This is a genomic window from Pectobacterium nicotianae (genome assembly GCF_023272715.1).
In the GTDB taxonomy this organism is placed as follows: domain Bacteria; phylum Pseudomonadota; class Gammaproteobacteria; order Enterobacterales; family Enterobacteriaceae; genus Pectobacterium; species Pectobacterium brasiliense.
In genome coordinates this window covers 4,443,914-4,457,029 of the sequence record NZ_CP096821.1, presented here as the reverse complement: position 1 = coordinate 4,457,029, position 13,116 = coordinate 4,443,914, and the positions used below count along the sequence as shown (strand labels likewise).

Genomic DNA, 13,116 nt, shown 5'->3' with positions numbered 1-13,116 from the left:
TACCCCATCGAGTTACGTGATTATTTCTTCCGATTGTCTATCCAAGAACGAATCGGAAGATAAACTTTGCTTACGGTTTATTGGATTTACGGAGTCATTATGTCACTCAGCCGACGTCAGTTTATTCAGGCATCGGGCCTTGCGTTATGTGCGGGTATGACGCCACTGGCAGCCAAAGCCAGTGGGAATCCCGCCGCATTGCCGATACCGCCATTACTGGAGTCGCGCCGAGGCCAGCCGCTTTTTCTGACCATGCAGCGTGCCCATTGGGCATTCTCCGGTGACCGTAAGACCTCCATTTGGGGAATCAATGGCCGCTATTTAGGGCCGACGGTGCGGGTCTATGATGGCGATGACGTTAAGCTGATTTACAGTAACCGCCTGAATGAGCCTGTCGCGATGACGATCGGCGGCTTACAGGTGCCGGGGCCACTGATGGGCGGGGCGGCTCGCATTATCTCTCCAGGAACCGACTGGTCACCGGTGTTGCCCGTTCGTCAACCAGCGGCGACCTGCTGGTATCATGCGAATACGCCGAACCGCATGGCTCCGCATATCTATAACGGGCTGGCTGGGCTATGGCTGGTGGAAGACCGAGCCAGTAAGGCCCTGCCGCTGCCCAATCACTACGGTGTTGATGATTTCCCACTGATTATTCAGGATAAACGACTGGATAACTTTGGTGTCCCTCTCTATAACCCGCCTTCTAACGGTGGGTTCGTGGGTGACTCGCTGCTCGTCAACGGCGTGCAAAATCCCTTTGTTGAAGTGTCACGTGGCTGGGTTCGCCTGAGATTGCTGAACGCGTCGAATTCCCGACGTTACGTGATGCGGTTGAGCGATGGGCGAGCGATGCATGTGATTGCCAGCGATCAAGGGCTGCTGCCGGCACCGATGGCGGTAAACCAGCTTTCTCTCGCGCCCGGCGAACGGCGCGAAATTCTGGTCGACATGTCGCAAGGCGAAGAAGTGACGCTAACGGCAGGTGAGTCGGCTGGGATTATGGATCGTCTGCGCGGGCTGTTTGAGCCTTCCAGCATCCTGATTTCGACGCAAATACTGACGCTGAAGCCGACGGGGCTGTTGCCATTAGTCACGGATAACCTGCCGATGCGTTTACTGGCCGACAACATCATTGAAGGTAGCATCAGCCGCACGCGCGAATTCCGTCTGGGTGACAGTCTGCCCGGCATCAACGGCGCGATGTGGGACATGACGCGTGCCGATGTACAAACCCAGCTTGGCCGCTGTGAGCGCTGGATTATCCACGCCGACACGCCGCAGGCTTTCCACATTCAGGGCGTCAAGTTTCTGGTGCGCAGCGCGAATGGTCGGCCACCAGCGGTGGAAGACAGCGGCTGGAAAGATACGGTGTGGGTGGATAACGATGTCGAGCTGCTGGTTTATTTCACGCAGCCTTCCTCAATGGCGTTCCCCTTCCTGTATTACAGCCAGACACTGGAGCTGGCCGATCGCGGCTCGACGGGACAGCTCATCGTACAGCCTGCGATGTAAACCAACCTATAGCCTGCCAGCTTCTCCGCGCTCCCCCTTTTGCCGTGACAAAGGTAACGGCCGCCCGTCTGATGCGCTGCTTGCTCGTCAGACGGCAATGTTCCCGATCCCCATCTGTTTCTTAATGTGATCCACCTCTATTCAGACAAACCAAAATTAAAGATGCAGAGCCGCGCGGACGATACCTTATATATTGATGTTGCTATTAATTAAGGGTGAATTGCGTTTTGCGTCGCGCACTGTTCCGGACCTGATTATTACTAACAGAACATTTTTTATTACAACAATGTCAGCGTCCGAGCGTTTCGTTTCGCTATGAAATCAGGTTCACTTTCTGTTTTAACCTGTACGCAGCCAGAACGCTGCGTCACTAAAAAGGCTGCACTATGCGGGAATTACTGCTTTGGGTCAGGGATCAACTGGCTGGAGCGCCGTCGGCGCCTCGGTACATGCAGCTCGCGTCGTTGCTTGAATCAGAAATCGGCCGCCGTAAGACGTTATCCGGCCAGTTCTTACCCGCCGAAAGACTGATTGCGCAGCAGTTGGGATTATCGCGCGTAACGGTTTCCCGTTCCCTGTCACTGTTGGAAGAAAAAGGGCTGATTGTGCGCCAGCAAGGGGTGGGAACCCGCGTGGCTCAACGGCTTAACTACGCGCTGAGCGCCGAGGATGAAGGATTCACTGCGCTGATATTGAAACAAGGCGGCGTCGCCGGCAGCCTCTGGTTAGAAAAGTCAATACAGGTTCCACCCGCTGCCATCGCCGCGAAAATGTCTCTGCCAGAAGGTGAGGCCGTCACCTATCTGCGACGCGTCCGGCTCAGCAATGGTGAGCCCGTTTCGCTGGAAACCACCTGGATACCGCAAGAATTTCTACCCGACCCCGAAGCGCTTGAGCAGTCTCTCTATCAATATTGGATGGCGCGTGGCGTCACACCGGACAAAAAACGCTATCGTTTCAAAGCGATTGCCTGTACGGCAGAAATCGCTGCGCTTCTTGGTATTGCGGCGGGGGCTCCAGCGCTGTATTGCCAACTGCATGTTTATAACGAACGGGGTGAACTGCTGGAATACAGCGAAGCACATTGCCGTAGCGATGTGTATGAGATTCAGTTTGCTGATTAGATGAGAAGAAAAATGCCAGCCCGGTGAAGGCTGGCATCGAAGATAGATTAGTCGTTTCTCGGTTCGTCAGGGTCCGATCCCAGACGTTTCCCGCAGTCCAGCTTGGCAATTTCACTGAGCTCGTCTTTATCCAGACGGAAATCAAACACCTCGAAGTTTTCCTTGATACGCGACGGCGTGACCGATTTAGGAATCACCACCAGCCCACTGTCCAGATGCCAGCGGATCACGATCTGTGCCGGCGTTTTGCCGTATTTTGTCGCCAGTTTACGGATAATGGGATGGTCAAAGACGCCTTCGCCGCCCTGCGCTAGCGGGCTCCAGGATTCCGTCTGGATATGGTGGATAGCATTCCAGGCATGGAGCTGTCTTTGCTGGAGAAGAGGATGTAGCTCGACCTGATCGATGACCGGCAATACGCCCGTTTCTTCTTTTAACCGCTGTAAGTGGTGAATATGAAAATTACTGACGCCGATACTTTTCGCCAGACCCTGTTCCTGGAGTTTGATGAGTCCGCGCCAGGCATCCACGAAGGTGTTCTGTTGCGGGAGCGGCCAGTGAATCAGGTAGAGATCGATATAATCTAACCGAAGTTTTCTCAGGCTCTCTTCCAGCGCTTTTTGGGGATCGGTGTGATCGCCATTCCAGAGCTTGGTGGTGATGAACACCTCTTCACGCGGCAGGTTCGCGGAACTCAGTGCCTGACCAACGGCTTCCTCGTTCTTATAAATCGCGGCGGTATCGATCGCCCGATAACCGATGGACAATGCTTCAGTCACGGCGATCACCGTGTCCTCACTGCTTGCTCGCCAGACACCAAGGCCCAACTGGGGCATGATATTGCCGTCCGCCAGCTTAACTTTCGGTTGCGTCATCTCATTCTCCTTTTATATCCGTTAATCCATAAAAGTATCATACGGTTAACTGGATGGGCGACCTGTTCATGTCACGGACATTGGGTCACGGACATGGAGCAACGTGATCCCTCGCAGGAACAGGCATATGCTTTCATTCTAGTAGAAAAATTCGTCGGCTATACAGTGCCTGATGATAAAGGGAGCCGATTGGCTCCCTTTAACAGACACAGCATTGAGGGTATATACTCGTCATACTTCAAGTTGCATGTGCGTTGGCTGCGTTCACTCACCCGAATCACTTACTTGAGTAAGCTCATCGGGATTCCCTCGCTTGCCGCCTTCCTGAAACTTGAATTATTTAGAGTATCGATATGGTTAAACGATAGTGTTTTCTCCTCTAACTCGAATGATTAGGGGGAGAGGCGCTTAGCGCGCCGCCTCGTAAATCTTCTGGCTTTCTTCCAGCGTGATGTCGCGATGTTCGCCCAGAGCAGTCAGGCCGTGCTCGCTGAGTTTGGCGACCAGCGTCGGAATGGCGCTGCCATCCAACTGATAGCCAGACATGCGGGTCGGCACGCCCATCTTCTCGAAGAAATCACGCGTAGCAGCAATCGCACCGTCGATACGCTGATCTTCGCTACCGTCACGCAGGTTCCAGACGCGCTCGGCGTATTGCAGCAGCTTGTCGCGTTTCTGGGCTTTTCTTGCCGTCAGCATGGCGGGCAGAACGATAGCCAGCGTCTGGGCATGGTCAAGACCGTGCAGCGCCGTTAATTCGTGGCCCAGCATGTGGGTTGACCAGTCCTGCGGCACGCCTGCGCCAATCAGACCGTTCAACGCCATGGTCGCGCTCCACATCACATTGGCTCTGACCTTGTAGTTCTCCGGTTCAGCCAGCGCGCGTGGGCCTTCTTCAACCAGCGTCAGCAGTAAACCTTCCGCAAAACGATCCTGTACTTTGGCATCGACGGAGTACGTCAGGTACTGCTCAACGGTGTGAACGAAGGCATCGACCACGCCGTTCGCGATCTGGCGAGCAGGCAGGGTGTACGTCACGACCGGATCGAGCACGGCGAAAAGCGGTTGAGTGTGGCGTGAGCGGAAAGCGAGCTTATCGTTGGTCGATTTACGCGTGATGACCGCGCCGTTGTTGGATTCCGAACCGGTCGCTGGCAGGGTGAGCACCGCCGCCATCGCGACGCCGCGATCGATTTCCGCGCCGCCGGTTTGCAGAATATGCCACGGGTCTTGTGCTGCCTGATAGTCCGCGGCGGCAGCGATAAATTTCGTGCCGTCGACGACAGATCCACCGCCAACCGCCAGCAGGAAGTCAATCTTCTCTGCCCGGACGACCTCGACAGCTTTCATCAGCGTTTCGTAAGTCGGGTTTGGCTCAATGCCGGAAAACTCACGGACATTGCGGCCTTCTAAGGCACGATAGACCTGATCCAGCACGCCATTGTGCTTCACGCTGCCGCCGCCGTAGGTGATGAGGATACGGGCATCGGCAGGAATTTCTTTGCCTAATTCAGCAATCTGGCCTTCGCCAAACAAAATCTTGGTAGGGGTATGAAGTGTGAAATTTAGCATAGGTTATTTGTCCAGTTTAAAGCCCTGTTGGAGGATCGCGGGTAAGACTTTCGGGAAATAAATGTGCTGATAGTAGCTGGCGGTGTTATCACCCCAGTTGTCGCCGTCTGCGCGGCCGGTTTGCTGCCAGTGTGCCACCAGCGTTTGGTTATATTGCTCAATCGCCGCAGGCAGAACGTCCTGATGATAGGTTTCATCATGGCGGAAGGAATTCAGCGGCAGGCGCGGTTTCTGATGCGCAGGGGTATCCACGTAGCCAATCGCAACGCCTGCAACGGGGAACGTCAGTTCAGGCAGTTCCAGAAAGTCGATCATCGCCTGTGGGTCGCGACGAATACCGCCAATCGGGACGATGCCCAGCCCAAACGAGCGTGCGGCGGCCATCAGCGTGCCGAGCGCGATGCCGACATCCGTTGTGCCGGAAATCAGGCTTTCGAGGCTTTCATGCGCGTGCTGCTGCTTGTCGCTCATGGCAATCCCAACCTGCGTTTTATGCATATCCAGCACTACGGTGATGAAGACCGGTGCCTGGGCAATCCACGGCTGGCCGCCAGCCAATTCGGCAATGCGTGCTTTGCGTTCTGGGTCGCGAGTGACGATGAGCGAGACCTGCTGAGAGTTCACGGACGTCGGTGCCAGATGTGCAGACTGAATAATGGCATCCAGCACGTCATCGGGAATCGCTTTATCAAGATAGCTACGTTCACTGCGGTGTGAAGTGAACAGTTCAATCGTTTTATTCATGTCTTTTCCCGTGGGATGAAAGGATAACGGTATGCTCAATATTGTCATCAACCCACGTAAGACGTTCAATGCACATTTCTGTTTGCTTATTGCCTATTTCTCCAAAATACAGGAGAAAAGGGTGATAATAATTCGCAGGTATGTCATTTTGTTTCTTCTGTCAGGAGAGAGGCTTCGGACAGGAAAAGCAAACCCGTAGCGAGAGAACACCATTTTGACGCGAACCCAATACATGTTGACGGACAGCCAAAGCATGTCGACGGAAAACCCATGTGGGCAACTTGTTCAGAAACAAGATGTTCAGAAGCAAGACGCTCAGAATCCAGCAGAACAGCAGCAGACCGTGCGGCAGCGCATTGTGCAGCAGGCAATACGCTGTTCAGCTAAAAGCTGGACCACGCCTTCGCTCGTCCCGCAGGTCAAAATTCTGTACACGGAACAGCATCATCCGCGTGTGCCGGTGATGTATGAACCGACGATCGTCATCATTTTTCAGGGCCAAAAGATTGGTTATCTGGGCGGAAAAACGTTCCAGTATGACCCGGAAAACTACCTGTTGATGACGGTGCCGCTGCCGTTCGAATGTGAAACGATAGCCAGCGTTGAACACCCGCTGGTGGGGATGGCGATCCGTATCGATATCCAGATGCTTCAGGATTTGCTGATCGACATCGGTGACGATGACAGCGCGATCCGCCCTTGCTCCTGTACGTGCGGCGTGAACAGTGCCCCGCTGACCGATGAAATTTTATGTGCCGTTGAACGGCTGCTGGATGCGATGAATAATCCGCGTGATGCCCGCGTGCTGGGGCCGGCGATTGTGCGCGAGATTATCTATCATATGCTCTGCGGTGAACGCGGTGCGGCATTACAGGCGCTGGTGAATCGGCACACGCATTTCAGCCAGATAGCCAGATCTCTGCGACGTATCGAAAATCACTACGCCGATAGCCTGAACGTGGAACAGCTGGCGGCTGAAGTGAACATGAGCGTTTCGGCGTTTCATCACAACTTTAAGGCCGTCACCAACACATCGCCGTTGCAGTACCTGAAATCCTACCGCTTACATAAAGCGCGGGTGCTAATGATCAACGAGGGGCTGAGAGCGGGCGTTGCGGCGACCCGCGTAGGGTATGAGAGCGTGTCGCAGTTTAGCCGGGAATTTAAGCGCTATTTCGGTGCGACGCCGAGCGATGAAGTCACGAGAGTAAAGGCCAGTAACATGGCGGTTGAGGAAAGCTGAAGACGTGAAGAAAGCGTTCCGTTGCCCGATTAGGCGACCGCACGTTTTTTGCGCCACACCATGACAGCCATGCCGATCAGGCCGCTAACCAGCAAAATAATCGGGAGCAGGATCAGCGCGGTCATCACCTGATCTTCATAGCGTTTGACCAGCGGAATGTGGCTGAGCGCATAGCCGAGCGTGACAATCCCGCCGACCCACAGCAACCCACTGAGCCAGTTGAAAATCTGAAAGCGCGTATTGTTTAACCCAGAAATGCCCGCCATCGTTGGCAGCAGCGTGCGGATAAATGCTAAAAAGCGGCCAACCAGCAGCGCCATCAGGCCGTGGCGATGAAACAGGTGATGGGCTCGCTGGTGGTAATGGGCGGGAAGCTGCAACAGCCAGCCCTTTACCAAGCGCGTATCACTCAACCAGCGCCCTTGAAGGTAGCTGAGCCAGCAGCCGAGGCTGGCGGCGATGGTGAGCAGAATCATTGTAGGGAAAAAGCTCATTACGCCTTTGGCAATCATGGCACCCGTGAGCAGCAACAGGCTATCGCCAGGCAGAAAAGAGGCGGGGAGCAGACCGTTCTCCAGAAACAGTGTCGTGAACAGAATGCCGTAAACGACCCAAACAACGTGGGGATCGGCCAGTGCACTAAAATCCTGCTGCCAGAGCGCCTGAATAATGTCGTGAACCACACTCATATTACTTCCCGCCAGTGACGATATTCACTATCTCTCAGGCTGCGGCGTGGGACGCTGGGCTACCTGAAATCTACTGCTTATCAAGCCCTAAGATCGATATGGGCAAAACGCCTTGCCGCATGATGAGAATGCAGCAGGGCTTAATGCTTAGTTTTGGTTAAGGTAACGCGGTTTTTGGGTAAGCGTTGACTCATGATTATCATAACGCATTACCCACCGCGCCGCAGGGGAAATCAAGATACGGCGGTTTTATGGCCGTCACACTTTCTATATTTTGTTTCCTGCCTGTATGTGGTTTCCAGCGGTGAGCTTGCTGACGCCTTGCCAGACTAGGCGATCAGCCTGCTGAAACCCGCGGCCAGATCGTCAATCAGATCGTCACTGTCTTCAAGTCCAATATGTAACCGAATAAGAGTGCCGGTAAAATCTACGCCGCCAGCAGGACGGATGGCGGCCAGATCTTCCGGCTGATTCGCCAGTATCAGCGACTCAAAGCCACCCCAGGAATACGCCATGCTGAAGTGCTCAAAATTGTCCAGATAGTTCGCCAACGCTTCTTTGCTTAATTTCTCTTTCAACACAAAAGAGAACAAGCCGTTGCAGCCTTTAAAGTCGCGTACGTAGAATTCATGCCCTTTGCACTCAGGTAAGGCCGGGTGGTTAACCACCGCGACTTCGGGTTGCTCCGCCAGCCATTTCGCAATGCGGATGCTGCTTTCCTGATGCTGTTTGAGCCTAACGCCCAATGTACGCAGGCCACGGCTGGCGACATAGGCGGTATCGGCATCGACCATTTGCCCCATCAGATAAGAGTGTTCACGCAGCTGTGCCCAGCAGCGCTCGTTAGCGACCGCGGTGCCAATCATGGCATCGGAATGGCCGACAATATATTTGGTGGCAGACTGAATGGAGATATCAATATCAAAGTCGAATGCTCTGAATAAAATGCCTGCCGCCCAGGTATTATCAATCATGATGATAATGTCGGGATTGATGCGGCGCACGGCTTGTACGATGGCTGGCACATCGTGGACTTCCATCGTGATGGAGCCGGGCGATTCGAGAAAGACCACTTTGGTATTGGGCTGGATCAGCTCGGCAATATCGGCACCGATCAGCGGGTTAAAGTAGGTGGTGCTGACGTTCATCTTGCTGAGGACTTTATTACAGAAATCCTGCGTGGGTTCATAGGCCGAACCGGTTACCAGCACATGATCGCCTGCTGAGACGAAAGAAAGAATGGCGTTAGAGATAGCCGCTGCACCGCACGGGTACAACACACAACCTGCACCGCCTTCCAGCTCAACCATTGCTTCCTGAAACGAAAAGTGGGTCAGCGTGCCGCGGCGACCATAGAACAGCGCTCCTTTTGCTCGGTTAATCGTGGCGTTTTTTTTGTCCTGCACGGTATCGAATACCAGAGAGGACGCGCGCTGAATAACGGGGTTGACGGAGCCGTGGGTGAATTTCTTGCTGCGTCCTGCGGCGACTAATGCTGTTGCCGTTTTTTTGCTTGTCATAACCACTATCACCTTTTCTGTTCAGTTCTGCCGGATGACTCACTACACCGACGATTCCCAACGGCGATGCAGAGGGAATCGTGGGGCGGGGCATGATTGGATTTATAAGCGTTCGATTGATGAGGTCTACGTTATCACGGCTTGGGCGGCGTGTGGGTGGGTTTTGTCACGGCGGAAAAATGCTTCGCACCGCAGGAATACCCGTGGAGAACGGGCTTTCAGCCCGTTTTGCGGTGAGATGGTTGGAAGTAGGTGAAAATATTTCAGGTCAGAAAATGTCGGGAAAGCGCCATGTTGTTCTGCATTGCGGCGAACAACATGGCGCAATTGGGCGTGCGTTAACCCGTATGGACGCCAAAGAATTTGGGTAGCCAGAGCGAGATGGCCGGAATATAGGTGACCAGCATCAGCACAAAGAAGAGCCCGCAGTAGAAGGGCAGCATCGCTTTAACGACCTGTTCTATCTTCTGTTTACTCACCGCACTAGCGACGAAAAGCACCGACCCCACCGGTGGTGTAATCAGGCCGATCCCAAGGTTCACCAGCATGATCATGCCGAAATGCACCGGATCGATGCCGAGCGAGAGGGCGACGGGCAGCAGAACGGGCGTCAGAATCAGGATCAGCGGTGCCATGTCCATCAGCGTACCGATCAGCAGCAGCATGATATTAATCCACATCAGGATGACGTATTTGTTATCCGAAATGGAGGTGAAAAACTCGGTAATACGCGCGGGCAACTGCATGTAGGTCATGATGGCACCGAATGCGGCCGCGAAGCCGATCAGGATCATCACGATCGTGACGGTCTTGACCGTGCGGTACATCAGCTTGGGCAGTTCCGACCACTTGTAATCTTTATAGATAAACATGGTCACGAAGAAGGACCACAGACAGGCAATGGCCGCAGACTCGGTCGCGGTAAAAATACCAGACAGAATCCCGCCCATAATGATGACAACCGTCATCAATCCCCACAGGGTATCGACAAAGATTTTCAGCGCCTGACGAAACGGCACGCGTTCGCCTTTTGGATAGCCGCGCCGATGGGCAAAACCGACGCACATCACCATCATGGTCAGGCTGAGCAGCAGACCGGGCAGGATCCCTGCAATAAACAACGAGGCAATGGAAACTGTGCCGCCGGTTGCCAGCGAGTAGATCACTGAGTTGTGGCTCGGCGGTGTCAAAATCGCCTGCACGGAGCCGCTGGCGGTGACGGCAGCGGAGAAGTCGCGCGGATAACCCTTCTTCTCCATTTCCGGGATCATCACCGAACCGATAGAAGCGGTATCCGCCACGGAAGAGCCGGATATCGCGCCGAAAAACGTTGAGGCCACGATATTAACCAGCGATAAGCCGCCGCGAATAAAGCCGACAAAAATGTAAGCGAAGCTGACCAACCGACGAGCGATGCCGCCTTCGGCCATGATTGCCCCGGCCAGAATGAAGAAAGGAATCGCCAGCAGTGAAAATTTGTTAACGCCGTTGGTAATCTGAATCATGACTGCCTCAAGCGGCAGATCGATCCAGAATGCACCAACAATGGCGCTTAACCCCACCGCGTAGGCGACGGGAACGCCGACCGCCAGCAGCACGGCCAGGGTAGCAACAAGAATAAATGCATCCATGGTATTGGCTCCGAATTAAGAACTGCCAAGCATTACCACAGGGCGTTTATCCTGCGGGCCGAAAAACATTTTTTCGATGATAAAGAGCACGGTGATTAACGAGCCGATAGGCAGCGGTAAATAACTTTCGCCCGCAGTTAATACAGGAAACTCCGCGACGGGCTGTTCCCATAATTCCATGCAAAGCACGGTGCTGTAGTAGAGAATAAACAGGCTGATTAGCAGCATCAGGAGATTCGACAGGTGAACGCAAACCTTCTTACCGGCTTCTGGCAATCTGTCGGTCAACATACTGACGGCAATATGTGAGTTGGAACGGTAGCTGACAGCGGCACCGACAAAAGTAAACGTCACCATACAAATAATAGAAATGGGTTCTGGCCAGGATAACGCGGCATTCAATACATAGCGTGCGAATATACCGACAGGAATAACAAGCGTCATAATTAATAACGCCAGACCAGAAACCCACATGGCAATACGATAGAGTACATCCATGCTGGAAAGATAAGACTGTGCCATTTTTCCACCTATACTCACTTCGCTGAGTGATAAGCAAAGGATCATTGTTGATATCAGGCTATTAATGGTGGCGGATAAATAGCAGGCTATTTATCCGCTGAGATGAGGTACTGATTATTGGACGTCAGCGACGGCTTTAATCAGATCCTGATATTTGGCACCAAACTGATCGCGAACGGATTGGGTGGCTTTGAAATAGTACTCGGTATCAATTTCATGGAACTGAACGCCACCGGCTTTCATTTTATCCAGAGATTGCTGAGTATATTCATTCCATAGCACGCGCTGTTCTTGCTGTGCTTCTTTCGCCAGCTTCAGGATAAGATCCTGATCCTCTTTAGAAAGTTTGTCCCATTTGGTTTTGGAATACAGGAACAGCTCAGGAATAATGAAGTGGCGGCTCCAGGTATAGTTTTTCACGACAGGCAGGTAATTGTGTGCGACAAACGTTGGTGGGTTATTTTCGGTGCCGTCAATCACGCCGGTTTGCATACCGCTGAAGACTTCGCTGACGCCCATGGCAATCGAGTTGGCCCCCATCGCTTTTAGCGTTGCCAGCGCAACCGGGCTACCCTGTACGCGAATTTTCATGCCTTTGAGGTCTTCTGGTTTCGCCACCGGTTGTTTGGTGATTAAGTTACGCGTTCCTGCATCCATCCAGCCCAGAAAAACCAATTTTGATTTACTGCTATGGGTAATCTTGTCACCAATTTCCTGACCGATTTTTCCATCCAGCACTTTATGCAGATGATCTTCATCACGGAAAATATAGGGCAGCGTGAAGACTTCTATTTCCGGTAAAATAGCGGCAACGGGCGTCATTGATACACGGATAATATCAATCGCGCCGAGCTGCGCCTGCTCAATCATTTGTTTCTCATCACCCAATACCCCGCCGGGGAAGGTTTTAATTTCCAGCCTGCCATTTGTAGCGGCTTTTAATTTTTCTCCCATTTTCTGAACGGCGACGACATTAGGGTAACCTTCAGGGTGAACATCAGAGGCTTTAATTTGTTGTGCCTGAATCGCTTGGCTCATCAGGAGTGCAGTAGAACCCAGACAAACACCGATCAATGTTTTCGACAGCTTCATTGAATTATCTCCAGAGGTGGGGTGACATTATCGATAATCAAAGGGTGATTTAAAAATATAAACCCATGAAAAATAGCGTAATGAAGAGTGGGTTTAATGATGAGAAGACGGCCGCCTATTACGTATTATTGTGGCGTGTGTCAGTATTCTCTGCGAGTTAAGCTAACCTATTATACAACTTCGTAGAATGACTCGTGTCACAAAAGAAAAAGCTAATATGAAATGCTGTTTTATATGGACTTTATTCCTATTTGACTTATAGGAATATACGTAACTTGGTGTTTTTATTTATCTTATTATGTGCATATGTATCTATTTATTTCAGTAAACTTATCGCCAGCCATCATGAAATGGTGTGATAACTTAATGTTGATCACAAAAAGCCGATCGTAAAAACCGTGGCTATCGCGCCGTGTTTTAGGGGGATCTCCCGCCTGATATATTCCTGAATGCTCTTCTTCTTGTCGTTCTTATGCTTTTCCTGCAGATGTGCGAGCAATACCCTCTGAAATCCTGTCAAAACGCAAGGAAAGTGCGTTATCTGATGTAAATAATAATGAGAACGACTATCAATTCGTTCAGGGTTTGG

At 52.5% G+C, this 13,116-nt stretch carries 11 protein-coding genes; 3 read left to right on the top strand and 8 right to left on the bottom strand.

What is annotated here, in order from left to right; translation table 11 throughout:
• Positions 1–99 precede the first annotated feature (99 nt).
• A complete protein-coding gene (gene ftsP, locus MYB54_RS19790) occupies positions 100–1,515 on the top strand; it encodes a cell division protein FtsP (protein WP_039282743.1) in 1,416 nt (471 codons plus the stop codon).
• Positions 1,516–1,901: 386 nt separating this feature from the next.
• Complete coding sequence (locus MYB54_RS19785) at positions 1,902–2,639, top strand: GntR family transcriptional regulator (RefSeq protein WP_205543302.1); 738 nt, start codon at positions 1,902–1,904, stop codon at positions 2,637–2,639.
• 47 nt (positions 2,640–2,686) lie between these two features.
• On the opposite strand, the gene dkgA is transcribed toward MYB54_RS19785, so the two are convergent.
• From dkgA to MYB54_RS19770, 3 genes are all read right to left on the bottom strand, one after another.
• Complete coding sequence (dkgA, locus tag MYB54_RS19780; protein ID WP_014913905.1) at positions 2,687–3,514, bottom strand: 2,5-didehydrogluconate reductase DkgA; 828 nt, start codon at positions 3,512–3,514, stop codon at positions 2,687–2,689.
• 408 nt (positions 3,515–3,922) lie between these two features.
• Positions 3,923–5,086, bottom strand: a complete 1,164-nt coding sequence (gene yqhD / locus MYB54_RS19775) for an alcohol dehydrogenase (protein ID WP_248721266.1) — start codon at positions 5,084–5,086, stop codon at positions 3,923–3,925.
• 3 nt (positions 5,087–5,089) lie between these two features.
• Complete coding sequence (locus MYB54_RS19770) at positions 5,090–5,830, bottom strand: NADPH-dependent oxidoreductase (RefSeq protein ID WP_014913907.1); 741 nt, start codon at positions 5,828–5,830, stop codon at positions 5,090–5,092.
• Between the two features lie 232 nt (positions 5,831–6,062).
• Here MYB54_RS19770 and MYB54_RS19765 point away from each other — a divergent pair, with 232 nt between their 5' ends.
• Positions 6,063–7,073 carry an AraC family transcriptional regulator gene (locus MYB54_RS19765; protein ID WP_180773991.1) on the top strand — a complete coding sequence of 337 codons (1,011 nt, stop codon included), beginning with the start codon at positions 6,063–6,065 and terminating at the stop codon, positions 7,071–7,073.
• A gap of 29 nt (positions 7,074–7,102) precedes the next feature.
• On the opposite strand, the gene MYB54_RS19760 is transcribed toward MYB54_RS19765, so the two are convergent.
• The 5 genes from MYB54_RS19760 to MYB54_RS19740 all read right to left on the bottom strand — a co-directional run bounded on the left by MYB54_RS19760 (position 7,103) and on the right by MYB54_RS19740 (position 12,527).
• A complete protein-coding gene (locus tag MYB54_RS19760) occupies positions 7,103–7,762 on the bottom strand; it encodes a DedA family protein (RefSeq protein WP_014913910.1) in 660 nt (219 codons plus the stop codon).
• 329 nt (positions 7,763–8,091) lie between these two features.
• Positions 8,092–9,282 (bottom strand): cystathionine beta-lyase, encoded by a 1,191-nt coding sequence (metC, locus tag MYB54_RS19755; protein WP_248721265.1) that lies wholly within the window; start codon positions 9,280–9,282, stop codon positions 8,092–8,094.
• A 338-nt stretch (positions 9,283–9,620) separates the two neighbouring features.
• Complete coding sequence (locus tag MYB54_RS19750) at positions 9,621–10,913, bottom strand: TRAP transporter large permease (protein WP_014913912.1); 1,293 nt, start codon at positions 10,911–10,913, stop codon at positions 9,621–9,623.
• Positions 10,914–10,928: 15 nt separating this feature from the next.
• A complete protein-coding gene (locus tag MYB54_RS19745) occupies positions 10,929–11,435 on the bottom strand; it encodes a TRAP transporter small permease (RefSeq protein ID WP_014913913.1) in 507 nt (168 codons plus the stop codon).
• Between the two features lie 114 nt (positions 11,436–11,549).
• A complete protein-coding gene (locus MYB54_RS19740) occupies positions 11,550–12,527 on the bottom strand; it encodes a TRAP transporter substrate-binding protein (RefSeq protein ID WP_014913914.1) in 978 nt (325 codons plus the stop codon).
• Positions 12,528–13,116: the final 589 nt, after the last annotated feature.

What these genes read in the sequence shown, in the direction of transcription:
- MYB54_RS19770 (WP_014913907.1), bottom strand. Translation starts at nt 5,830, where the DNA reads ATGAATAAAACGATTGAACTGTTCACTTCACACCGCAGTGAACGTAGC.
- MYB54_RS19745 (WP_014913913.1), bottom strand. Translation starts at nt 11,435, where the DNA reads ATGGCACAGTCTTATCTTTCCAGCATGGATGTACTCTATCGTATTGCC.
- MYB54_RS19785 (WP_205543302.1), top strand. Translation starts at nt 1,902, where the DNA reads ATGCGGGAATTACTGCTTTGGGTCAGGGATCAACTGGCTGGAGCGCCG.
- MYB54_RS19760 (WP_014913910.1), bottom strand. Translation starts at nt 7,762, where the DNA reads ATGAGTGTGGTTCACGACATTATTCAGGCGCTCTGGCAGCAGGATTTT.
- dkgA (WP_014913905.1), bottom strand. Translation starts at nt 3,514, where the DNA reads ATGACGCAACCGAAAGTTAAGCTGGCGGACGGCAATATCATGCCCCAG.
- MYB54_RS19750 (WP_014913912.1), bottom strand. Translation starts at nt 10,913, where the DNA reads ATGGATGCATTTATTCTTGTTGCTACCCTGGCCGTGCTGCTGGCGGTC.
- ftsP (WP_039282743.1), top strand. Translation starts at nt 100, where the DNA reads ATGTCACTCAGCCGACGTCAGTTTATTCAGGCATCGGGCCTTGCGTTA.
- yqhD (WP_248721266.1), bottom strand. Translation starts at nt 5,086, where the DNA reads ATGCTAAATTTCACACTTCATACCCCTACCAAGATTTTGTTTGGCGAA.
- metC (WP_248721265.1), bottom strand. Translation starts at nt 9,282, where the DNA reads ATGACAAGCAAAAAAACGGCAACAGCATTAGTCGCCGCAGGACGCAGC.
- MYB54_RS19765 (WP_180773991.1), top strand. Translation starts at nt 6,063, where the DNA reads ATGTTGACGGACAGCCAAAGCATGTCGACGGAAAACCCATGTGGGCAA.
- MYB54_RS19740 (WP_014913914.1), bottom strand. Translation starts at nt 12,527, where the DNA reads ATGAAGCTGTCGAAAACATTGATCGGTGTTTGTCTGGGTTCTACTGCA.